The 21,535-nt window shown below is 42.3% G+C and carries 23 protein-coding genes; 13 read left to right on the top strand and 10 right to left on the bottom strand.

All coding sequences use genetic code 11. The annotated features are described in order from the left end of the window. Positions 1 to 32: 32 nt before the first annotated feature. From ACP7AA_RS02580 to ACP7AA_RS02565, 4 genes are all read right to left on the bottom strand, one after another. The gene (locus tag ACP7AA_RS02580; RefSeq protein ID WP_426222558.1) at positions 33 to 836 is read right to left on the bottom strand and encodes an SDR family NAD(P)-dependent oxidoreductase; all 804 of its coding nucleotides are present in this window, start codon (positions 834 to 836) and stop codon (positions 33 to 35) included. Continuing rightward, positions 836 to 1,975: a hypothetical protein gene (locus ACP7AA_RS02575; protein ID WP_426222557.1), complete on the bottom strand. Its 1,140-nt coding sequence runs from the start codon at positions 1,973 to 1,975 to the stop codon at positions 836 to 838. The genes ACP7AA_RS02580 and ACP7AA_RS02575 overlap by 1 nt, the downstream gene beginning before the upstream one ends. Before the next feature lie 106 nt (positions 1,976 to 2,081). Continuing rightward, positions 2,082 to 2,987, bottom strand: coding sequence for a LysR family transcriptional regulator (locus ACP7AA_RS02570; RefSeq protein ID WP_426222556.1), 906 nt, complete (start codon positions 2,985 to 2,987; stop codon positions 2,082 to 2,084). 382 nt (positions 2,988 to 3,369) lie between these two features. Beyond that, positions 3,370 to 3,981, bottom strand: coding sequence for a YceI family protein (locus ACP7AA_RS02565; protein WP_426222555.1), 612 nt, complete (start codon positions 3,979 to 3,981; stop codon positions 3,370 to 3,372). Between the two features lie 457 nt (positions 3,982 to 4,438). On the opposite strand from ACP7AA_RS02565, the gene ACP7AA_RS02560 reads away from it, so the two are divergent. The 3 genes from ACP7AA_RS02560 to ACP7AA_RS02550 all read left to right on the top strand — a co-directional run bounded on the left by ACP7AA_RS02560 (position 4,439) and on the right by ACP7AA_RS02550 (position 6,223). Then, complete coding sequence (locus ACP7AA_RS02560; RefSeq protein WP_298869779.1) at positions 4,439 to 4,831, top strand: DoxX family protein; 393 nt, start codon at positions 4,439 to 4,441, stop codon at positions 4,829 to 4,831. 50 nt (positions 4,832 to 4,881) lie between these two features. Continuing rightward, a complete protein-coding gene (locus ACP7AA_RS02555) occupies positions 4,882 to 5,436 on the top strand; it encodes an NADPH-dependent FMN reductase (RefSeq protein WP_426222554.1) in 555 nt (184 codons plus the stop codon). A gap of 133 nt (positions 5,437 to 5,569) precedes the next feature. Continuing rightward, positions 5,570 to 6,223: a YoaK family protein gene (locus ACP7AA_RS02550; RefSeq protein ID WP_426222636.1), complete on the top strand. Its 654-nt coding sequence runs from the start codon at positions 5,570 to 5,572 to the stop codon at positions 6,221 to 6,223. 149 nt (positions 6,224 to 6,372) lie between these two features. Here the strand turns inward: ACP7AA_RS02550 and ACP7AA_RS02545 are convergent, their stop codons facing one another. Further along, on the bottom strand, positions 6,373 to 6,723 hold the full coding sequence (locus ACP7AA_RS02545; protein ID WP_426222553.1) for a GNAT family N-acetyltransferase: 351 nt from the start codon (positions 6,721 to 6,723) through the stop codon (positions 6,373 to 6,375). A 322-nt stretch (positions 6,724 to 7,045) separates the two neighbouring features. On the opposite strand from ACP7AA_RS02545, the gene ACP7AA_RS02540 reads away from it, so the two are divergent. From ACP7AA_RS02540 to ACP7AA_RS02530, 3 genes are all read left to right on the top strand, one after another. Next, positions 7,046 to 7,759, top strand: coding sequence for a pirin family protein (locus tag ACP7AA_RS02540; RefSeq protein ID WP_426222552.1), 714 nt, complete (start codon positions 7,046 to 7,048; stop codon positions 7,757 to 7,759). A 202-nt stretch (positions 7,760 to 7,961) separates the two neighbouring features. Beyond that, on the top strand, positions 7,962 to 8,900 hold the full coding sequence (locus tag ACP7AA_RS02535) for a pirin family protein (protein ID WP_426222551.1): 939 nt from the start codon (positions 7,962 to 7,964) through the stop codon (positions 8,898 to 8,900). A gap of 227 nt (positions 8,901 to 9,127) precedes the next feature. Beyond that, a complete protein-coding gene (locus ACP7AA_RS02530) occupies positions 9,128 to 9,739 on the top strand; it encodes a nitroreductase family protein (RefSeq protein WP_201564841.1) in 612 nt (203 codons plus the stop codon). Between the two features lie 186 nt (positions 9,740 to 9,925). Here ACP7AA_RS02530 and ACP7AA_RS02525 read toward each other — a convergent pair whose 3' ends face one another. From ACP7AA_RS02525 to nadR, 3 genes are all read right to left on the bottom strand, one after another. Next, a complete protein-coding gene (locus ACP7AA_RS02525; RefSeq protein ID WP_426222550.1) occupies positions 9,926 to 10,378 on the bottom strand; it encodes a DUF962 domain-containing protein in 453 nt (150 codons plus the stop codon). Between the two features lie 203 nt (positions 10,379 to 10,581). Continuing rightward, complete coding sequence (gene pnuC, locus ACP7AA_RS02520) at positions 10,582 to 11,340, bottom strand: nicotinamide riboside transporter PnuC (protein ID WP_271133528.1); 759 nt, start codon at positions 11,338 to 11,340, stop codon at positions 10,582 to 10,584. 144 nt (positions 11,341 to 11,484) lie between these two features. Beyond that, on the bottom strand, positions 11,485 to 12,525 hold the full coding sequence (gene nadR / locus ACP7AA_RS02515; RefSeq protein ID WP_426222549.1) for a multifunctional transcriptional regulator/nicotinamide-nucleotide adenylyltransferase/ribosylnicotinamide kinase NadR: 1,041 nt from the start codon (positions 12,523 to 12,525) through the stop codon (positions 11,485 to 11,487). A gap of 543 nt (positions 12,526 to 13,068) precedes the next feature. Between nadR and ACP7AA_RS02510 the strand changes: the two genes are divergently transcribed. The 4 genes from ACP7AA_RS02510 to ACP7AA_RS02495 all read left to right on the top strand — a co-directional run bounded on the left by ACP7AA_RS02510 (position 13,069) and on the right by ACP7AA_RS02495 (position 17,378). Continuing rightward, entirely contained in the window at positions 13,069 to 13,281 is a 213-nt protein-coding gene (locus ACP7AA_RS02510; RefSeq protein ID WP_201564837.1) for a PspC domain-containing protein, read from the top strand. Between the two features lie 510 nt (positions 13,282 to 13,791). Further along, positions 13,792 to 14,766, top strand: coding sequence for a glycine--tRNA ligase subunit alpha (gene glyQ, locus ACP7AA_RS02505; protein ID WP_201564889.1), 975 nt, complete (start codon positions 13,792 to 13,794; stop codon positions 14,764 to 14,766). Positions 14,767 to 14,775: 9 nt separating this feature from the next. Then, complete coding sequence (gene glyS / locus ACP7AA_RS02500) at positions 14,776 to 16,869, top strand: glycine--tRNA ligase subunit beta (protein ID WP_426222548.1); 2,094 nt, start codon at positions 14,776 to 14,778, stop codon at positions 16,867 to 16,869. Positions 16,870 to 17,048: 179 nt separating this feature from the next. Then, positions 17,049 to 17,378 (top strand): hypothetical protein, encoded by a 330-nt coding sequence (locus tag ACP7AA_RS02495; protein ID WP_227692365.1) that lies wholly within the window; start codon positions 17,049 to 17,051, stop codon positions 17,376 to 17,378. Between the two features lie 123 nt (positions 17,379 to 17,501). On the opposite strand, the gene ACP7AA_RS02490 is transcribed toward ACP7AA_RS02495, so the two are convergent. Together ACP7AA_RS02490 and ACP7AA_RS02485 are read right to left on the bottom strand one after the other, a co-directional pair. After that, positions 17,502 to 17,996 carry a cell division protein ZapA gene (locus ACP7AA_RS02490; protein ID WP_426222547.1) on the bottom strand — a complete coding sequence of 165 codons (495 nt, stop codon included), beginning with the start codon at positions 17,994 to 17,996 and terminating at the stop codon, positions 17,502 to 17,504. 143 nt (positions 17,997 to 18,139) lie between these two features. Then, entirely contained in the window at positions 18,140 to 18,580 is a 441-nt protein-coding gene (locus ACP7AA_RS02485) for a hypothetical protein (RefSeq protein WP_426222546.1), read from the bottom strand. Positions 18,581 to 18,787: 207 nt separating this feature from the next. On the opposite strand from ACP7AA_RS02485, the gene ACP7AA_RS02480 reads away from it, so the two are divergent. The 3 genes from ACP7AA_RS02480 (at position 18,788) to argE (ending at position 21,459) form a co-directional block, all read left to right on the top strand. Then, on the top strand, positions 18,788 to 19,441 hold the full coding sequence (locus tag ACP7AA_RS02480; protein WP_426222545.1) for a UPF0149 family protein: 654 nt from the start codon (positions 18,788 to 18,790) through the stop codon (positions 19,439 to 19,441). Positions 19,442 to 19,665: 224 nt separating this feature from the next. Next, the gene (locus ACP7AA_RS02475; protein WP_426222544.1) at positions 19,666 to 20,166 is read left to right on the top strand and encodes a nucleoside deaminase; all 501 of its coding nucleotides are present in this window, start codon (positions 19,666 to 19,668) and stop codon (positions 20,164 to 20,166) included. Positions 20,167 to 20,208: 42 nt separating this feature from the next. Next, entirely contained in the window at positions 20,209 to 21,459 is a 1,251-nt protein-coding gene (gene argE / locus ACP7AA_RS02470) for an acetylornithine deacetylase (RefSeq protein ID WP_426222543.1), read from the top strand. Positions 21,460 to 21,535 lie beyond the last annotated feature (76 nt).

Below are 21,535 nucleotides of genomic sequence, written 5' to 3'. Positions count from 1 at the left end.
GTTCAATGTATACAAGCCAGTTTTAAAAAACGCTATTTTCTAAGCGAAAAAGCCACCGTTTTATTGCCTATCCAATTCACCCAGCTGACCGGAAAGAAACGCAGCTGTAATCTAATTAAGTTTGCCATCACGCCGGGTACGACTAGGAACTGCCGCTTTTCTACCCCTTTTAGCATAGATTTAACGGCATCTTCAATTTTTAGCTCGCCTGCCAGCTTTTTCATACCGACACCCGCTTGTGCCATGACGCCGACTTCCGCTTGGGTGAGCGGCGTATCTATCGGTGGCGGTGCAAAAACAGTGATATCAATACCGTGAGGTTTCCACTCAAAGCTTATCGATTGCATCATGCCCCAAATAGCAAACTTTGAGGCGCTATAAGAGCTGTAGCCATAACTGCCGGTAAAAGATGACATCGAAGCAGTGACCATGACTTGATCGCCACGTGATAAAAACGGACGCACGGCCGCTAGGACGTTGCGCGTACCAAATAAATTGATATTTATAACACGCTCAAACTGTGCTTGGCTCATCTCATCAAACGTCCAAGGACCTGTAATTCCAACGAAGTGCATGACAATATCAGGTGACTGCTTGCTTGCCGCCTCGGTGATTTTTTGAGTGGTTGTATCGGCATCGGTGACGTCCAATTCATAGCTGATAATCGAAGCGTTATTTTTATTAATAGCTTGCAAGGTTGATAGCACCTCATCAAACGGTTGTACGTCAAACAGTACCAAGTTAGCGCCTTGTTGAATGAGCTGCTTAGCTGTCTCAAGCCCGATACCAGAGGCCGCGCCAGTGATATAAACCGTTTTATTAGTAAAATAACCCATCAAGCGCTTTCCTTCTGCAATGAGCGACTTTTTGCCGATTTGTTCTGCAAGCTGCCAAATTTTGCTTCACCGATTAAATGGCTGACTTTATGTCCGGGAATCAACCAATAAGGGGTCGCTTCACTACTTGAGGCGCAATTGGGGAAGTCATGGTTTTTTGAGGGACCAGCGATGGTTTTTTCAATGACCATCGAGATATATTGCTCATTACTACCTTCTAGCGTATTGCCGTTTAGGATAACTTCCACGCCTGTGTCTTTAGCGTAGCGGCGGATGGCATTCACTTTTGAGTTCATCGGTGCATAAGCATCGGCGCCGACGCCATTTTCTGAAGTCACTCTGATGCCATCTGGGACGCGTGCGACTAACGAATGGTTACCTTCGGTATGTCCGGGGGTATGTACGAGCGCGACGCCTTCGCCCAATTGGATGCTACCAGTAAATTTAATTACTTTATCAGCATCGATGCCTTCGATGCCGTTTGGGCAATACCAATCTGCTTGCACGGGTAATAAAGAGGTAGTACTTAGCCATTCTTGCTCGTGAATCAATAGCTTGGCGTTAGGAAAGTAGGCAGGCTTATCTTTTTCACCTACATTTTTAGTGCCGATGCTTTTAGTGCCGAGCCAGCGGCGTACATCTTGGGTATGCAGATGGTCGTAGCTTATATAATCAACATCTTCTGGAGACAAGCCAACTTCTGCTAAGGCGCCAGTGACGTCACGAATGATAGGTGCAACCACGCTTTCAAGTAGTGACCATTTAGGCATTTTGTCTGTTAGACGTTTAAAAAATGGCGTCTCACGGTCTGCTTTGATATCAGAAGGAGAGAATAGCAATGTTTTTAATTCACCCAAAAAGTCATGATATTGAATGATAAAAATGCGGTTGAGGATATGAATGTAGGGGAATTTATAGGTGCTTTGGGTATAGACGCCACTGTAGGCGTACCACGTGGGGTAGGGAACACGCACCATGTCGGCGCTTTGATAAAACTGTACCGGCGATTCATCCATAAAGCGCTCTCTAAAGGCGCTTGCTTGCTTACGCGCTGCTTTTAGACGCTCTTGTGGTAACGGGCTTTGGCGAACGTCATCAAAGTCGTGAATGGCTTTCATGCCGAGTGCTTGCAAATCCATAATGCATTTCCTTATGACTGATGGATATCTTAAAATAATACTAACAGTATTGTTTTAATATTTATAACGACTTTAAAAAACTGCTCAGTTTACTAAGTTAGGTCTATTAAAATTTATCCCAATAAGGGTCATCACCAAAACGCTCAGCGATAAAATCAATTAAATAGCGGCAGCGCTGCGATAAAAAGCGGTTTTTTGGATATACCGCATAGGCATTGAGTGTGGGTAATTGGTATTGTTCAAGAATAGGCACAAGCTCCCCTTTAGCCAACCGTTTATAAGCGATAAAGGTTGGGATAAAGACAATACCCTGACCTTTTACCGCTAAGTCCACCAAGAACTCGCCATTAGTGGCTTTGATTTTGGCATCAATGGTGTGGTTGTGTTTTTTCCCTTGCGCGTCCGTCAGGGTAAGCGTGCTTGTTTTACCAAGACCATACTGCAAAAACTCATGTTGTTGTAAGTCTTCTAGGGTCGCAGGCGTTCCCATCTTTTCTAAATATTCCGAGCTGGCACAAAGTGCATAACGAATAAGTGCCAAACGTTTGGCCTGATAACTGGAATCTTGTAGCTCTCTGATACGAATGGCAAGCTCATAGCCTTCCTCAATCAAGTCAACATGGCGATCAGAAAAATCGAGCTCAAAGTTCAAATTGGGATGCTGATTGGCATATTCATCGATGACATCATTGAGATGCATCAAGCTAAATGACAATGGCGCAGTCATTTTTAAGGTGCCCTCGATACGCGTCGGCGCGCCACTGGTTTCTTCATTTAGGGCGTCAACTTCGCTGAGTATATTGTTCACCTTTTGGTAATATTGCTCACCAGCTTGGGTTAGGTTTGATTGGCGCGTGGTTCGGCTAATAAGCTGACTGCCCAATCGTGTCTCTAAATCCTTAAGACGGCGGCTAACGGCGGATTTAGCAATATTTAATTGTTCAGCAGCTTTGGTAATGCTGCCTGCTTCGACAATGCGAACAAACATCGCCATGTCTTCTAGTTGTCCCATCCTAGCTACCTCATTATTGTTATTTAGCTATTGTCAGTTCAAAATAAAAGCGATACGTTATAGCTATGTGCGACTGGTATAAATTTTCCTTGCTTGCTGTTATCACAGAGGCTACGAAAAATTCATCCCAGTCGCACTGTATCGATTTTAAAGTAATTCTACTATATTATTATTTTGCTATATCGTATGATGACTATGATATAAAACGGTTATTTCCCAAGTGTTCTCTTTATCTAAGTATATATTTAATATATCTATTTTATTTAATATTAACGATACAAAAGATAAAAGGCTGAGTTAAAAACACAGCCTTTTATCAAAAAACCAAATAGTCGAGACTGTGGTCAATCTAAAAGCACTATCTTAAATGGCTAAATTACCCTTATTTAAGGTCTGCTTTTTTACTACCTTCTACCTGAACGACCAGTTTGATGTCTTTCATCATACCGCCATCGGTAAAGGTATTGATGCCCCATTTGGTTCTATCGATAGTGGTTTCAAAATCACCACCACAAGCTTCAGCTTTTAATAAAGGACTGTCATAGCAGTTAAATTTAGTGGCTTTTAAAGTCACTGGATGGGTCTTACCAAGCAGGGTTAAATCACCTTTGACCGCTTTAACTTTATCGCCATCAAACTCCCATTTAGTCGATTTAAAATAAGCGGTTGGATATTCTTTTACGTTAAAGAAATCCGCAGATTTTAGATGGCCGTCAAAAGCTTTAATGCCTGTGCTCAAGCTGCCCATAGGAATCGTAATACCGACAAAGCCTTTTTTCTCTTTAGGGGCGTATTCAAGAATACCCGATAAATTATAGAAGCCGCCAGCATTGGTCGTGGTACCGAAGTGGTCTACAGAAAAGCGCACGGCGGTATGATGTGGGTCAAGCTCATAAGTCGCAGCGTGACCTAGTGTGCTAAGCAGACCAAGCGTACCGATAGCAGCAAAAGCAAGCGCACGATTTGTTTTTTTAACAGAATTTACAGTGATCATAAATCAATCCTTTTGTTAAGTGAGTAGGTAAAAGCCAGTATATCGTCGAGTAAATATACTGCCTGTTTTAATTATCAGCTCAAAGACTGATATTGGTTTAAAATTCTTCGGTTTAAAAGCGCTTCATTTAAAAGCTAGCGTTAAGTATATCTTATATACCAACACAATAAGTGTAGCAAAAAATCATGGTATTGGAGATATGGTATTGGAGGTTAGGCAGTATCGAAAAATACTTCTTTCTGTGGCGGCTGATACCATCTATCAAATACTAACTGTTTTTATCATTGTATCAATAAAACCATTTCTTGATTGTTCTCCAAATAAGAACTCATATTTGTAATTATCACGGTTTATCTATTGATAAGCAACGACTACAATAATGTCGTTGCCTAATCAAACAAAAGTCTTTTAAATAAACACGTTATGTTTAGAAATTTCATACTATTGGAGAATAATCATGGACAAATTACAAGAGCTTAGCGCCCCAATTGGTCGCCTATTTTTATCAATGATTTTTATCTTTTCAGGTTTTACTAAAATTACCGGCTACGCTGCCACTCAAGGTTATATGGAATCGATGGGCGTGCCAGGTATGTTATTGCCTTTGGTCATCGCTGTTGAGTTACTTGGTGGTATCGCCATCCTATTGGGCTTTAAAGCGCGCTTGGTGGCTATATTGATGGCAGGCTTTAGCGTTGTCTCAGCATTGCTATTCCACCAATTCTGGATTGATGAATCACAAATGAACCCCTTTATGAAAAACATCGCGATGGCGGGTGGTTTCTTGATGATTTTTGCCCATGGTGCAGGTGCCTATTCAATTGATCGCAGCAACACGCGCAGAATTTAGTATAGTAAAATGCTTAATCCATATGGTTTTATCATCATTCAGGAGTTGCTGTGAGCGCATCAATCAACATCGCCCTAGTTATTGGTAGTTTGCGAAAAGAATCTATCAATCGTAAATTTGCCGAATATATCGTATCGCAGATGCCTGACAGCGTCACTATAAAGGAAGTCCACATTGCAGACTTGCCGCTTTATAATCAAGATTATGATGATAAAACCATTGAAAGTTATGAGCGTGTCCGTCAGCAGCTAAAAGACGCTGATGCGGTATTGATTGTCACCCCAGAGCATAATCGCACCATGCCTGCCGCGTTAAAAAACGTCGTGGATATCGGCTCGCGTCCCTATAAAGAAAGTGTCTGGACGCATAAAAAAGTTGCCGTAGTTACGGCATCGCCGGGGAGTTTTGGTGGTATCAATAGTGGGCTTGATGTGCGCAAAAGCATGCAAATGCTCTCGGCGCAACTGATGGTCGATCCAGAAATCCATCTCAGCCGTGCAACCGATAGCTTAAATGAAGATGGCAGTATTAGCGCCCACACGCAGAAGTTTTTACAAGGCTTTGTGACTGATTTTGTGCAGTTTGCAGGCAAGTCGGGTGGCTAACTCAATCTCTAATAATGCTGCGAATACTAATACTGAAGCTGCTAATAAAGGTGATAGCCGTCAATCAGCTTCATCTGACTCACAGCCGTTACATTCAAAGCCGCCAAGTTTTTGGCAGCGCTATCAAACGCCCGTGCTATTAACCGTGGTTGGCGGGGCAATTGATACTATTGGTTTTATCACCTTGTTTGGTTTCTTCACCGCTCATGTCACAGGTAACTTGGTGATGGCGGGCAGTGGCTTGGTCAAGGGTGAGGCGGGTCTATGGATTAAGCTTGCCGCCTTACCGTTATTTATTTTGACGGTCATGGTGACCAAGATATTTATTGACCATAGTAAAAATAAACAATTAACGCTGAGCCATTTGTTTCTAGCGGAAGCGTTTTTCTTAACCGCTTTTATGATTGCCGGTCTGTACTATCAGCCCTTTGTCGATGCCGGTGATATAACCGTGGCGATAACGGGTGGATTAGGTTTAATTGCGCTGGCGATTCGTAATACTGCCAGCAAGACAGTGATTAAGCATATGAGTCCGACGGTATTGATGACCGGTAATACTACGCAACTTGGTATCAACCTGACCGATTATTTGGTCAATCGCACAGCGGATAATGGCAAAAAACTGGCACACAGTTCAGTATTGGTATTTAGTTTTTTAGTCGGGGCGTTAGTCGGCGCACTGCTATATATGCAGCTGAGTTTTTGGGCCGTAGGTTTGTTTGTATTGCCGGTGCTGTATCTATCAGTAAGGGCACGCGATACAGAGTTTTTAGAGCATATTGCCTAAGCGTTTTTAACTGAATTATTCTAGCGCTTACATTATAGATACTAGAAAGCATCGTCCATAAAAAACGCCATATCTGTCAGATATGGCGTTTTTTTTGCGTGTTAATTAAATGCTTATGTTTAGCTAGTTACTGTTTAAAGCGTAGCGTTTTAAGGCGTAGCGTTATGAAAGACCGAGTTGTCTTGGTACTCTGGATGCTTGTCGATATAAGACTTTACATAAGAACAAGTTGGTTTCACCCGCAGGTTTTTCGCCGCCGCATCATCTAAAATATATTTGACCAGATACCCTGCAATACCACGGCCGCCTAACTCTGCTGGCACCTCGGTATGTTTATATTCAATGCCTTTTTCGCCGGCGCTCGTGGTGAAAAATTCATAATCCTCTAAAGCAATTTTGTCATCGATATGAATCTCAAAACGCTTCTTTTCGGTATTATTAATAACTTTATAATGTAATGGTTGTTTACTTTCCACATCTGTCTTTGCCATATCTGACATAGTTAAATTTCCTTATATCGTAAGTATGATTAACATCTTATAGACCCAATTTACATTCGTTATCATTACATGAGCGATAGTATCATTTTATGCTACTAGTTCTGTTATGAATACAAATGGTTCTGTTATGAATATAAATGGTTCTGTTATCCATATATTACGCTATCTTTATGACGTTATTGTTCTAAAAATAAGAATAGTTAATTGCGATTATCATTGTTTATCTATTAGCTGACAACAATTATAATAGACCCATTGTTTAAGTAAGTTAATTAATAATAAATTTATAGACATTTAACCTATTAATATCTAAGGATAAATTATGAAAACCATCTATCATGCAGCAGACTCTCGTGGCGATGCCAACCATGGCTGGCTCAAAAGCAAGCACACCTTTAGCTTTGCCAATTATCACAATCCAGAACGTATGGGCTTTGGCGCGCTACGTGTCATCAATGATGACTTCGTCATTGGCGGTCAAGGCTTTGGTAAGCACTCACACCGCGATATGGAAATTATCAGTATTCCTCTATCCGGTAAGCTCGGTCACGGCGATAACATCGGTAATAATGGCATCATTGAAACCGGTGAAATCCAAGTGATGTCAGCGGGTACTGGTATCACGCACAGTGAAATGAACGGCGACGATACCGAAGCGGTGAAGTTCCTACAGATTTGGGTTATCCCAAATAAAATGAACGTTGAGCCTCGTTATCAGCAAATCCGTATGGACGATATCCTAAAGCCAAACGAGTTCAATCAAGTACTGTCACCCAATGCGGACGACGCAGGGGTATGGATTCATCAAGATGCTTGGTTTAGCATGGGCGATTTTGATAAAGGTATCACCCAAACTTATGAGCTAAAAAACCCTAATAACGGTGTTTATATCTTTGTCATTAGCGGTAAAGTGGTTGTGAACGGCAATACTTTGGATACCCGCGATGGTCTTGGCGTTTGGGATACTAAGAGCTTTGCGATGGACGTAGAAGAAGATGCTAAAGTATTGCTAATGGAAGTTCCAATGAGCTTTTAAGCATCCCTGATGCTAAATGTAAAAGGTGCTAAATTTAAAAGGTGCTGACATTAAGGTGCACTTAAGTTAAAAATAGCATGTTGAGTTAAAAGTAGCGCGGTAGAAATAAAAACATCATTTTGCCGCGCTACTTTGATTTTTTTATAGCGTGTTGCCCATTATCTCTACATCACATCCCGTATCACATAATAAGAGGTGAATCATGAGTATCGAAACCCTAGAACCACGTTTGGCCGATGTAGGCGGTATTCCTATCGCGCGTCTATTGCCCAATACAGGCAAAAAGCCTATCGGCGCTTGGTGCTTTTTAGACCATGCTGGCCCTGCTGAATTTGGCGAAGATGAGTCAGGTATGCAAGTCGGTCGCCATCCGCATACCAACTTGCAAACCTTTAGCTGGATGTTAAATGGTGAAGTGCTGCACAAAGACAGCTTGGGTAATGAGCAAGTGATTACCAAAAACCAAGTCAACGTCATGACAGCGGGCACCGGTCTAACCCAAGGTATCAGCCATACTGAGCAAAGCGTCTTTCCAGATACTGGTGGCTCAGCAGATGCGGCACGCGGTTTGAGTATGGTACAGCTGTGGATTGCACTGCCAACGGATCAGCAAATCGAGCGTAGTTTCCATCATTACCCAGAGCTGCCAACTTGGCGTGAAGATAGTGTCGAGATGATTCTAACCACTGGCAGCTATACCAACATATCAGGTGAGCGTTACGAAGCGCCGACCATCCAGTATTCAAAAATGGTTGGTATCGATGTCTATTTCGTTGAAGACGGTGAGGTCACGCTTAACTTAGAGCCGGGCTTTGAATACGGAATCTTGGTGACAGAAGGACAAATCGAGTCTGAAGGCAAGATTTGTGAGCAAGATCAACTGTTCCGCTTCCATGATAGCGATGTTGCCAACAATAAAAGTATTAAGCTGGTCGCCAAAAAAGGCACCCGTGTGATGTTTATCGGCGGTGAGCCATTAAATAACCCAGTATTACTGTGGTGGAACTTTGTCGCGGACAATAAAGAAGAGATTGAGCAATCTATCATCGACTGGAATAACGGTCATGAGCGTTTTGGTAATGTCGATTCAGATATGAAGCGCCTGCCAGCGCCAGAGTTGCCTGAAGGTTTTAAAGGTTAATGTCTTTAAAGGTTAATTTAACGGTAAGCTTTATTCGTTAAACTGCCTTTCAAATAGATATATATCATTAAGTTTTTTTTTACAAAAGTAAAGTACGGATTTATCTCAAACGTCCATATAATAATTGAGATTAAAGAGTAGGAGCTTTGAGGTTATTCAATGCACCTACTGGTTTAACGATTATTTTCATTGGATTGAAATACTATTAATCATATGGAGAAATATATATGTCAGACCTAAAAACATTACAGCAATTGGCTGAAAAGCGTCGTTCTATCTATGCATTGAGCAATCAATTGCCAGTATCAAACGATGAAATCGTCAAGTTGGTCGAGCATGCGGTTTTGCATACGCCATCAGCTTTTAACTCACAATCAACGCGTATCGTGGTTTTATTTGGCGATGACCATAACAAGCTTTGGCAAATGACCGAAGATACCTTACGTGATATCGTTGATAATGAAGAGCAATTTGCTGCAACTAAGCAAAAAATGAATGGCTTTAAAGCGGGCGCTGGTACGGTTATGTTCTTTGAAGATCATAGCGTCATCAGAGACATGCAGGCAGCCGCTCCTTTATATGCAGATAAGTTCCCAATTTGGTCGCATCAAACCAGTGCCATGCACCAGTATGTGATTTGGACTGCCTTGGCAAGTATCAATGTCGGTGCCAATTTACAGCATTACAATCCAATCATCGATAAAAAAGTGGCCAACGAATGGAACATCGATGAGCATTGGGAACTAAATGCTCAAATGGTATTCGGTGCGATTGAGCAGCCAGCAGGCGACAAAGAATTTAAGCCCGTTGCAGATCGTATGCAAGTATTTGGCAAATAGTATGTTTTATATTAGCGTATCAAACATGTGCTAAATAACGGTCGTGTTTGATACCTAAGGCTAAAAAGCAGCAAAACCAAAAAAGCGCCATCCGACTATCCGTTGGGTGGCGCTTTTTTTTGGTTAAAATGGTTAGAGCATGATTTTTTAAATATTGAGCTTAAAGACAATGGCAGTAGTGAATAGTTAGGATTGGCTTTTTTTACGACTCATCAAGCTATTAGCTACCCATGCTGGACCAATTAATAAGAACTGTAAATCTTCAAAAAATGATGGTTTTTTACCTTCAATTTTATGACCGATAAACTGTCCAATCCAAGCAACAACAAAGATAGCTGCCCAAACCTTAAAACCCCATGGTAATAACGTCATTACTGATAGGCAAATAAGAATAAAAATACCCATTGCCAAAAACAGCGGCGTTGATAAGCGCATATAGAATATTAATACCAAAGCGCTCATCACCAAGGTAAACCAGACGGAGAGCGACATGCCCATGCCTAATATACTGACAAAAATGACCGGAACACATAACCAATGGATTTTTTTATTGACTAGATTTTGATGACTGACAGAATACTCACTGAGCCATTGCTCAAGTGTGCGTTTAGACATGCGATTTTGCGACGTACGAGACATACTAACCTCCCTGTTAGTAAATAAATGACGGTTAAGCAATAACAGTCAGCAGATAAATGGAAAACTCTACTAATTCATACCAGTTGTAGCACTAATTGGCCCAATCTGCTATTTTATCTGGTAAACCGCACAGTCAAAGCTTGTTATCTTTTTAACTTCATTTGCCTGTTTTTCAATTTTTCGTCACTTACTAAAATCTTCCCTTAACGTACGGGTTTTGCCAATTCTACAGAATCTTGCTCGCTACGATACCACTCATACAGTCCGACAAACGAGTTCACCTGATAAACCATGGTTTGAATGGCAAAGATATAATTGCCCGACATTAAGTTGACGGTCAGCCAAACGAAGTTGGATAAAATCCATAACCACCAATTGAATGAATAGCGCAGAATCATCGCTGCCTGCGCGGTGATAGACAGTACAAAGGCAATAACGTTAATCCAAAAGAAAGAGATAAGCCCTAAAAATTTACTATTATCATCTTCAACGACCGCATAGCCATAGCTGGCAAGTAAATCATTCACGGTAGGAAATAGCGCCAAACCAATAACCATAAAGGCAATGGTCAGTAGCCAAATCCAGCGACTGGCAGATTTGGGTACCATATCGCCATCGGCATCAGTATGCTTTGACCAATAAAAAATCCCATAAAGATGACTGAAAAAGTTAAAGAGTGGCGCGAGCATCAAACCGACTGCGCCAGAGGTTGCTTGGACGACAAATTCCCCTGCGGTCGCTGCCATCCCAAAACCATTACCCATGATGTTTTTGCGAAACGATAATGACACCACGCAAATCAAACCAATAAATGACACGGCTAAGTAAAACCAGTCAAGGGTAGTGTGTTCAGTAGTCAGCCAAAAGCCTGCCGACAAGGCAATCACGCCGCAAATAAACCAGATGACAATCCATTGTATCGCCCATTTTCCGGTGATATTGTCTAGGAGCTGTATACGCATAACGCCTTTTTCCTTAAAGTATAAAAGCTATAATAGTTTTTTTCTTTTTTTTAGTATGGTTTAGTATGTCGTTTTTGCCATTACTAATACTTGTCACAGTCATTTACTTCTAGCAATAATTTTTGTTTTCGTTTTTTGATACTGTTATTTACCATAAATAACCTCATCAATAATTAACAAAGCTTGCTTATAGCGGGCATCATAATCGGGTTTATCAATCATATGCGGCTTAATATCATGACGGGCGAAAATATCTAATAAGCGCTGCTCAAAGCGTCCGCGTGCTTCAGGCGTGCCCAATGAGCGCATGCCATCGTCAACCCATGGCGTATTGTTATCAAGCATGATCGTATGGTCTAAGCGAAACTCATCGATACAAGCAGCCACAAAAGGATGGCTACGACCCTCGTACTCTTCACAAAAGGCCTGAGTGGTGACAAAGTCAGTATCAACAATAGTTACGGGCGCTGTTGCTCTAGCGGCGGCATCGCGGATTGCTTGGGCATGATTGAGCGCAATGGGACCATAGTCGCTGTACTGCAAGCCAATCTCGCTACCACCCAAATCTGTACCGACGTATAGCCGCCCCATCTCTAGCGCAAAGCTAGCTCCATAATAATTGGCAAGCTTATGCACCAAGGTGGTCTTGCCTGAGCTTTCACCGCCAACGATGGCAACGGTTTTGGTATAGTCGCCGCGCACTTGTGGATGCAGCGCCGACCAATGCGCGACCGGATTACGCGCAATCGCATAGGAGTCGAATTCAGGCTGTAGGGGCGTGGTGAGCACTGGCATGATTAGCTGCTCACAAACGCCTATCTGCGCCAATGGATGGTTCTCTGCAACGAATAATACCGTTTCTGTTGGCAGGCCTAATGCATCTTTTAAACGTTGCAGCTTGGCATTGCTCGCCACAATATCGATGCTTACATCGGCAAAGCTTTCATGGAGTGGCAGCTCAATCTCATCAGTGGTATGAATATGGACAAAGGGCAAATCAGCACACGCCATCTGGAGCCAACGCGCTTTATCTTGCAAGGTAATATTAAAGTCTGAATGCGGTGCTGGATGCGCCATAATCACGATATTTAAGGTTTTTGCTTGTCCTGCTGCTGCCAATATACTGCGCATCTGTCCTAGATGTAGCGGTTCAAAATGTCCAATCATTAAGCCTGAGTCGTACATAGGTATCCTTATTATTTTAAAAACAATTAATCGACAGTCGTTGTTTTAGTTATTTATCAGCATGGTATAAAGGTTTAAACAGATTTACAGGTAGGTTATTGTAAATTGGCAGTGGTTTATGAGTTTTTTATTGATAAGCAATAGCATCAAGCTATTCATTTTCTTGTCATTATTGAAGATAATTCGCAATTTTTGCTAGTAAATCTATAAGATTCACTGAGCTGTTATCAATCGACGATTACTGAATTTGTAACAAGAATTGTAAGGTAGCAGCAACAAAGTCAATTATGAAACATTTTGAAATAATTATTTAAAATCAGGGGTTTACGAGCAGTTATGAGAGGTTAGGGCAAGCTTAGGTAGCATAAATTCACAAAGCACGTCTACATCCTCAACAGATAGAATAGGAATAGTTGCTATACTGATTCGTAAGTTGAAAAGACTCATATGAATTTAAGAATAGTTTTGAAAAATAATATTCAAAAATAACGATAAATAATAGCTATAAAATAAATATAACCAATATTAAGAGAGGTATTTGATTTGGCTAAGTTAGCAAAATTACATCGCTCACAAAATAATCGCATGATAGCAGGTGTGATGGGCGGTATTGCAGAATATGTCGGCTGGTCGCCAACATGGGTGAGATTGCTATTCGTTGTTATCTCAACGATGAGCGCAGCAGTACCAGGTATTTTGATTTATATTATCCTATGGATAATCATGCCAAAGGCAAGCAATCAGTCGTATCAGTAAGATGCTTCTAAAGTTAAAATTTACTAAAGCACAAATTTTCTAACGTACAATGAAAGTAAAGTAATCATAGAAAACAAGATTTAAAAAATAAGGCCAATAAAAAAACAATAGCCCCCGAAAAAACAAAAAGCCTGACTCATCAGGATAGCAAAGACATACTTTTCCTCCTGCCCAGATGCTCTGCATTTGGGTATTTTTTTATCTTACTTTTATATCTATAGGCTTAATAACGCCTATCCGGACAGTTTAACGATAAACAAGGCGTATAACTGACGATTTAAGCCCGTGAGATAAATTTAATTGCGGTAAATATAGATAAAATAGTCAATTTTTAGTAAGGTGAGCAGGCAAATAGAGTCGTTGCCGAATAGGCTATACGAGCGCTATCAATATTTTATTTCATAATACTAATTCCACCGTGGCTTTATTACGATGCCCCAAACTATGACAATCCAAACTATGACATCACAAGCGACAACCTCGATGACACAAGAAAAAGACTCTCAACCGATGACGTTTCAAGATCTCATCCTAACCCTACAAAATTATTGGGCTGACAAGGGCTGCGTTATCTTGCAGCCTTACGATATGGAAGTCGGCGCGGGTACTTTTCATACTGCGACATTTTTGCGTTCATTAGGTCCTGAGCGCTGGAATGCCGCTTACGTGCAGCCATCACGTCGTCCAACCGATGGACGCTACGGTGATAACCCGAACCGTTTGCAACATTACTATCAGTTTCAAGTGGTGCTTAAGCCTAATCCACCCAATATACAAGAGCTATATTTGGATTCATTAAGAGCCATTGGTATCGATCCACTGGTGCACGATGTGCGTTTTGTTGAAGATAACTGGGAGTCGCCAACGCTGGGTGCGTGGGGACTTGGTTGGGAGATTTGGCTTAATGGTATGGAAGTCACTCAGTTTACGTACTTCCAGCAAGTAGGCGGTATTGAGTGTTTCCCAGTGACCGGCGAGATTACCTACGGTCTTGAGCGCTTGGCGATGTATGTGCAAGGCGTCGATAGCGTTTACGATTTGGTGTGGGCAGATGGTGAGTTTGGTCGCGTCACTTATGGCGATGTTTTCCATCAAAACGAAGTTGAGCAATCGACCTATAACTTTGAGCATGCCGATGTGCCAATGATGGGTCAGATGTTCGACTTTTATGAGCAGCAAGCGGATAAGCTAGTTGCTGAAGGTTTGCCATTACCAGCCTATGAGATGGTGCTAAAAGCTTCGCATGCCTTTAACTTACTCGATGCTCGTGGCGCGATTTCAGTGACCGAACGTCAGCGTTTTATTTTGCGAGTGCGTACACTGGCACGTAAAGTCGCCATTGGTTATGTCGAAGCACGCGCTAAGTTAGGCTTCCCATTGGCTGATGAGGCGCATCGTCAAGCGGCGCTCGATAAGTATTTGCCAAAAGAAGATGAAATAACTGAAAACACAGATGACAATCAAACTACTAATAACAATAAATAGGAGCATCCCATGAGTACTATTCTATTTGAACTGGGGTGTGAAGAGCTACCTCCAAAAAGCCTAAAGCCTTTACGTGACGCGCTACAAGCCAGTGTCACTGAGCAATTGACTGAAGCTGATATCACGTTTGATAGCATCAAAGCCTTTGCTGCTCCGCGTCGTTTGGCGATTCAGATTCAAGGTATCAGCGATAAGCAACCTGACCGTAGCGAGCAAAAGCGCGGCCCGGCGATTAAAGCGGCGTTTGATAGCGATGGCAATCCAACCCGTGCGGCAATGGGTTTCGCCAAGGGTTTAGGTATTGAAGCCAGCGAGCTGATAACCATTAACACCGATAAAGGTGATTATGTCGGCTATGAGCAAGTCATTCATGGTCAAGCGACCACTGAGCTGCTACCTGCGATATTCCAAACGGCGCTTGATAATTTGCCAATTGCTAAACGCATGCGTTCAGGCGCAAGCCGCAATGAGTTTGTACGTCCGGTACAGTGGGCGGTATTGATGCAAGATAGTACGGTTATTGATGCCACTATCCAAGGACATCAGACGGGTACGCAAACCCGTGGTCATCGCTTCCATAGCCCTGATTATCATACTATTGCACACGCCAATGATTATGAGCAACTGCTCGATGGTTTAAAAGTGGTGGCTGATTTTGATAAGCGTCAAATGCTGATTAAAAACCAAGTGAAAGCGCTGGCCGATGAAGTCAATGCGGATGCTATCGTACCGCAAGATTTATTAGATGAAGTAACCGCGTTGGTTGATTTCCCGATTGCGCTACGAGCAAACTTTGAGGCGCGCTTTTTACAAGTACCGCAAGAAGCGCTTATCTCAACCATGCAAGCCGATCAAAAGTATTTTTGCTTGACCGATAAAGCGGGCAAACTGCAGCCGTACTTTATCTTTATTACCAATATCGAGTCAAAAGACCCCAATCAAATTATTGAAGGTAATGAGAAAGTCGTGCGCCCGCGTTTGGCCGATGCCGAGTTTTTCTTCTTACAAGACCAAAAGCAGCCATTATTTGCGCTCACAGAAAGCCTTAAAACGCGCGTCTTCCAAGATAAGCTAGGTACGATTTGGGAAAAATCTGAGCGTATTGCGAAACTTGCCGCTTTTATCGCTACTTTAATGCAACAGCAAGGTCGCGATATTAATGTTGATGAAACGGTACGTGCCGCAATTTTGTCCAAAGCAGATTTGGCAAGCTCGCTCGTCGGTGAATATCCTGAATTACAAGGTATCGCAGGTACATATTATGCGCGCCTAAATGGCGAGCCAGAAGCAGTCGCAGCAAGTTTGGAAGAGCAGTATCTGCCCAAGTTCAGCGGTGACGTATTGCCGCACACACCGATTGGTATTTGTTTAGCATTGGCCGACCGCTTAGATACGCTGGTTGGTATTTTTGCCATTGACCAAGCCCCAACGGGTTCAAAAGATCCGTTTAGCTTACGTCGTTCAGCGATTGGTATTTTGCGTATTCTCATTGAGAAGCAGTTACCGATTAACTTGGTGGCTCTCGTTGAGCAAGCGATTAAAGGCTATAGCACGAGCGATGGCAGCAAGATTGCTAAAATGGGCGATACCTTTACCCAAGTGATGGCGTTCTTAAATTCACGCTATCGTGCCATGTATACCGAGCAAGGCGTTAGCGTCGATACCATTCAAGCCGTACAAGCGATTAATCCGCATATGCCGCTTGATTTTGATCAGCGTATTCGCGCGGTACAGAGCTTTAGTAAAGTGTCACAAGCTTCAATGTTGGCAGATTCAAACAAACGTGTTGCCAATATTTTAGCCAAGTCAGAAGTCAGCGTCGCTGACAATGTCGATGAAGCGCTATTATCTGAACCTGCTGAGCAAGAGTTATATCAGGCTGTTCAGCAAGCACAAAAGGCAGTTAAACCGCTGCTTGAAACGGCTGACTATACGCAAGTATTGCAAACGCTGGTCAGTTTAGATGCGCCATTGACCCAGTTTTTCGCTGATGTCATGGTCAATAGTGAAGATGTCGCACTAAAGAACAATCGCTTAGCGCTACTTAAGCAAGTTCGTGCCTTATTCTTAACCGTTGCTGATATCAGTGAGCTGCAGCTATAGTTGGTTGATTATAGTTTGAAAGTTATATTTGACAGTCATAGCTCAATGACACGCTGAGCATTTATGCTTTTGATTTATTAACGACATAAAAAACTGGCTCCATGTGGCCAGTTTTTTATGCGCTTATTCTGCAGCGTTAAGTTTATAATGTCTTAGACCATATTCGAAGGAGCACTGCCGTGTTGGCCGTTATTATTGTAATTCTAATTATCTGGGCTGTGATGTGGGGCTTTTATAAGTTTATGTACCCACGCGCACCCAAAAGTATGATGCCAAAAAAAGGCGATGTGACCACGCCGCGTCAGTGTAATTTTTGTGGCAACAGTTTAGCTGAATATCGCGGTGTATTAGAGACTAAGCCTGTTTCTTTGGAAGAGAATTCAGCAGCAGACTTAGCGGTAAATAGTGACAGCGGTAATGATATGGACAGTAATAAAGAATTATTCTTTTGCAATTATGAGCATCAAGCGGATTTTCACGCCGGTAAGACTTATCAAGCAGATGCCTAATTTGTAAGCCATAAGTCGTAAATCATAAGTAAATAAGATGTTATTTACATTTAAAAAAAGCGCTTAGCTTCAATGAGTTAAGCGCTTATCTTTTTAGAATAGCAATTTAATATCGGTACAAGCTTATAAAATAGAATGGGCGTCTTTCATAATTTTATTTAATAAGGCTTCAGACTGTTTGCTTTGCTGCAGACGATCTTCTTCACTTCTTTGATTGGCATGGATTTTTTCATATAAGTTCAAGCAGCACAGTACTAAGAGGCTTTCTTGACTGAGGCTTGGCGCATCGCGTTTGAGATCTAACGCATAGTTATTGATATAAGAAACCGCTGAGTGCAGCTCTTCTTGCTCATGCACTGGGCAATAAATCGGATAGGTCACGCCAGCAATCGCCACATCGACCTTTTTAATTTGCGGTTCAGGAGCGCTTGCAGCTTTAGCAGCAGGTCTGGCAGCGCTGCTATTTACCGTACTGCTATTTGTAGTAGTACTATTTGCACTCGCACTATTTGCACTGGCGCTATTCGCATTATTACTATTTGTATTACTACTATCAGTATTCGAATTATTTGGCATTGGTTTTTGACTGTCTACAGGGTTTGCGCGGTCATCGGTCATGATAAATCCTACAATATATGTCAGTAAAGTGAGTAATTAACTATCACAGCTATAAATATGGTAATGATAAACTTGGCGATTTAATGAATAAAAATTAATTAGCAAAAATAGGCAAGTTACGCGTGATTCATTGCCATCGGTGCCTAACTTTCTGCTTGATCAATACGGGTTAAGCGCTTTAATACCACTTGCGTGCGCTCAGCTGCCAGCTCGTTTTTCTTTCTCAAATCGTTATTTTGCTGTTTAATATCGCTGTACTGCTGCTTAAATTCATTATTTTGCTGCTGTAGATCATTATTTTTTTGTTGTAATTGGCTAATCTGTTTTTGCAAATTATCTTGCTCTTCGCCTATCATATGATGCGCTTCAGCAAGGTTTTGATAACGCTTATCTAAATCGCTCAATTGTTTTTTGGCACCGTCACGCTCTGTATAGCTGCTGTCGAGTTTGGTTTTTAGCGCGGCAAGCTCCTTTGGGTCAGTCATTGGTTGTTGCTTGAGGCTGCTAAGTTCAGCACTGACAAGCTGATACTGTTTTTTGATGTCGAGTACCATTTTTTCTAATATTCTAAGTTGGTCATACATAGTCAGTTTTTATCCTTAACAAGTAAGCGTGAATGAATTTTGTTCTCTGCGTTTAATAATGCCATAGGTGACCGCATAATATCTATATCAACAAAGTAATTGTATGCCGCTTTGTTTCGTGACTGCTATCAATCGCCGCCTTATTCATAACATCGTGCGGCGTTTATCTATATTTAATACTATTAATCAATAACTAGGACCTCTATTATGAATGATAATATCTCTGGCTGGAATACATGGCTGACTGCGTTTGATGACTGGACTGACGTGTCTATCAGCGAGGTACATGGCTTGATGACAGGGCTGATGACCGCCTGTGATGCGCCTGATGAGCCAGTATGGGCAAAGGTGTTTGAGGAGCTGAGTTTTGCGCCATTACCTGATGAAGCATTAACCTTGTTGACTGGAGAAGCGGAAGACACCGTCTTTCAGTTGAAAGACAAAGACGACGCTTATTCGTATACGCCGCTGGTACCAGATGATGAACATGACTTGTACGAGCGCGTGATTGCTCTGAAACAGTGGGCAAATGGCTTTATGACTGGTTTTGGTATTACTGACTGTGGTCTGAGTAGCGATGAAAACGAGATGCTGTCGGATTTGGCTAAAATCGGCGGGATTCGTTTAGAAGATGACGAAGACTTTGAAGGTGGCGAAGAGTCTTATCTGCATATTTATGAGTTTGCGCGCATGGTGCCAGTGAGTTTTGCTACTCGTAAGCGTAAAGCTGTGAAAGATATTGCCTTGATTGCTGGACTGGCTATCGATGCCAAAACCACCAAAGAGCTACAAGCAGAAGGTAAGTTGCCAAAACCGATGCCGCCAGTGCTTGATGTGATGAATCAAAACCGTCCGTCATAATAAAGACGCCATCGTAAGAAGTAACTATCATAAAAACCAACTATCATAAAAACCAACTGTCATAAAAATTAACTGTCATAAAAATTAACTGTCATAAAAATTAACTTATCATCAATGCTAGGATTTGCTAAAAAGGTATGATGGATTTTAAGAGCCAGCATTGGCTCTTAATAAGCATTGGTTCTTAATAAGCATCGCCTCTTAATAACAGAAGGGAAACTATGATGATTACTGATAATGATATGATTTATTTGCGCCGCTGTATTGAGCTTGCTACGGAAGCATTAGAGGCGGGCGATGCGCCGTTTGGCAGCGTATTGGTCGATGGTGATGGCACTATATTATGTGAAGATCGTAATCGCGCCAATACGGTTGATGCAACCTACCATCCTGAAATTGCCGTGGCAAAATGGGCCGCTCAAAATATGACCCCTGAAGCACGGGCAAAAGCAGTGGTCTATACCTCAGGTGAGCATTGTGCCATGTGCTCTGCCGCGCATGCTTGGGCAGGACTTAGGCGTATCGTTTATATCAGCTCATCAAAACAGTTGGGCGAATGGATGGATGAGATGGGCGTGGTATCAACATCGCCCATCAATTCATTAACCATTCAAGAAGTTGCGCCGAATGTACCAGTAGATGGTCCGATTGCTGGCTTAGATGGAGAAATTAAAGCACTACAACAGCGTTCATTTCAAAAAAGCTCATTAAAAAAGGCTCATTAAAAAGCTGGGTCTTTTTATCTTGTAGTACGATAAGGATGTCTTATGACGGTAATAAATCACAATAAAGGTAAAGAGCGAGCAACGGCTACTGCTAGTTATCCTACTGCCAATTATCCCACTGACAGCATTGACTGGCTAACATGGCTGATTGCCTTTGATACGGTCAGTCGTCATTCTAATTTAGCTTTGATTGAAGATGTACAAGCTTACTGTGAGCAATTGGGCTTAACAGTAGATTTGACCTTTAATGACGTTAAAAATAAAGCCAATTTATTTGTTACGGTGCCAGCAGGGGCAAACGCTGACGATGTGAATCATGGTCTGGTGCTATCGGGTCATACCGATGTGGTGCCTGTCGATGGTCAAGACTGGACATCAGAGCCGTTCACAGCGACCATTCGTGGCGACAAGCTATACGGTCGCGGTGCTTGCGATATGAAAGGCTTTATTGCTTGTGCGTTGACGCTATTGCCACAAGCGGTAAAGCTATCTAACGCAGGTCAATTGCGTCGTCCATTACATTTGGCATTGTCATTTGATGAAGAAGTTGGCTGCTTGGGTGCGCCATTGATATTGGCCGATTTAAAGGCGCGCGGTATTACACCTGACTACTGTATCGTTGGTGAGCCAACCAATATGGCGATGGTGGTGGCGCATAAAGGCATCGCGGTTTACCGTTGCCGTGTCCATGGTAAGTCAGCGCATTCGTCATTGACGAAGCAGGGTGTTAACGCCATTAGTTATGCCAGTCGTCTGATTGGGTATGTCGATGAATTAGCAGAAGAGATGAGCTATCGCAGTGATAACGATGCCATGTTTGATGTGCCTTATTCGACACTTTCGGTGGGTACGATAAGAGGTGGCACCGCGACCAATATTGTCCCCAATCTGTGTGAATTTACCTTTGACTATCGTAATCTACCGCATATGACGCAAGACGATATCCTTGTACCAATTCAAGCCAAAGTGGCGGAGCTAAACGCACAAATGCAAGCACGCGCACCAGAGACGGGTATTGAGCTGCTACAAGAAGAAAGTGTCCCAGCGATGACCGATAGCGACAGCACCGAGCTACAAGCGTTAATAGCGGCTCTGACGGGCGATGATACCCGTCATAAAGTTGCTTATGCGACGGAAGGCGGGCAGTTTACCAATAGTGGCATCCCAACGATTATCTGCGGCCCCGGTAGTATTGAGCAGGCTCATAAAGCCGATGAGTATGTAGCGCTGAGTGAGATGGCACGCTGTGATGAGTTTTTACAAAAGCTGCTAAACAGCTGTGCCAGCAATTGATACAATAGGCAGCAAGTAGTTCTTTTGCAATATACATGAGCATAAAATACACCGTCTTTATGGCGGTGTTTATTTT

The organism is Psychrobacter sp. DWR1-2-3 (assembly GCF_049896465.1).
GTDB classification, from domain to species: Bacteria; Pseudomonadota; Gammaproteobacteria; order Pseudomonadales; family Moraxellaceae; genus Psychrobacter; species Psychrobacter maritimus.
The sequence above is the reverse complement of the archived record's forward strand: the minus strand, read 5'-3'. Positions and strand labels throughout refer to the sequence as shown.

Coding starts and splice junctions, on each gene's coding strand:
- ACP7AA_RS02545 (WP_426222553.1), bottom strand. CDS start 6,723: ATGTCAGATATGGCAAAGACAGATGTGGAAAGTAAACAACCATTACAT.
- ACP7AA_RS02575 (WP_426222557.1), bottom strand. CDS start 1,975: ATGGATTTGCAAGCACTCGGCATGAAAGCCATTCACGACTTTGATGAC.
- ACP7AA_RS02480 (WP_426222545.1), top strand. CDS start 18,788: ATGAATGATAATATCTCTGGCTGGAATACATGGCTGACTGCGTTTGAT.
- argE (WP_426222543.1), top strand. CDS start 20,209: ATGACGGTAATAAATCACAATAAAGGTAAAGAGCGAGCAACGGCTACT.
- glyQ (WP_201564889.1), top strand. CDS start 13,792: ATGACGTTTCAAGATCTCATCCTAACCCTACAAAATTATTGGGCTGAC.
- ACP7AA_RS02530 (WP_201564841.1), top strand. CDS start 9,128: ATGTCAGACCTAAAAACATTACAGCAATTGGCTGAAAAGCGTCGTTCT.
- ACP7AA_RS02560 (WP_298869779.1), top strand. CDS start 4,439: ATGGACAAATTACAAGAGCTTAGCGCCCCAATTGGTCGCCTATTTTTA.
- ACP7AA_RS02490 (WP_426222547.1), bottom strand. CDS start 17,996: ATGACCGATGACCGCGCAAACCCTGTAGACAGTCAAAAACCAATGCCA.
- ACP7AA_RS02540 (WP_426222552.1), top strand. CDS start 7,046: ATGAAAACCATCTATCATGCAGCAGACTCTCGTGGCGATGCCAACCAT.
- glyS (WP_426222548.1), top strand. CDS start 14,776: ATGAGTACTATTCTATTTGAACTGGGGTGTGAAGAGCTACCTCCAAAA.
- nadR (WP_426222549.1), bottom strand. CDS start 12,525: ATGTACGACTCAGGCTTAATGATTGGACATTTTGAACCGCTACATCTA.
- ACP7AA_RS02570 (WP_426222556.1), bottom strand. CDS start 2,987: ATGGGACAACTAGAAGACATGGCGATGTTTGTTCGCATTGTCGAAGCA.
- ACP7AA_RS02475 (WP_426222544.1), top strand. CDS start 19,666: ATGATTACTGATAATGATATGATTTATTTGCGCCGCTGTATTGAGCTT.
- ACP7AA_RS02580 (WP_426222558.1), bottom strand. CDS start 836: ATGGGTTATTTTACTAATAAAACGGTTTATATCACTGGCGCGGCCTCT.
- ACP7AA_RS02565 (WP_426222555.1), bottom strand. CDS start 3,981: ATGATCACTGTAAATTCTGTTAAAAAAACAAATCGTGCGCTTGCTTTT.
- ACP7AA_RS02525 (WP_426222550.1), bottom strand. CDS start 10,378: ATGTCTCGTACGTCGCAAAATCGCATGTCTAAACGCACACTTGAGCAA.
- ACP7AA_RS02485 (WP_426222546.1), bottom strand. CDS start 18,580: ATGTATGACCAACTTAGAATATTAGAAAAAATGGTACTCGACATCAAA.
- pnuC (WP_271133528.1), bottom strand. CDS start 11,340: ATGCGTATACAGCTCCTAGACAATATCACCGGAAAATGGGCGATACAA.
- ACP7AA_RS02535 (WP_426222551.1), top strand. CDS start 7,962: ATGAGTATCGAAACCCTAGAACCACGTTTGGCCGATGTAGGCGGTATT.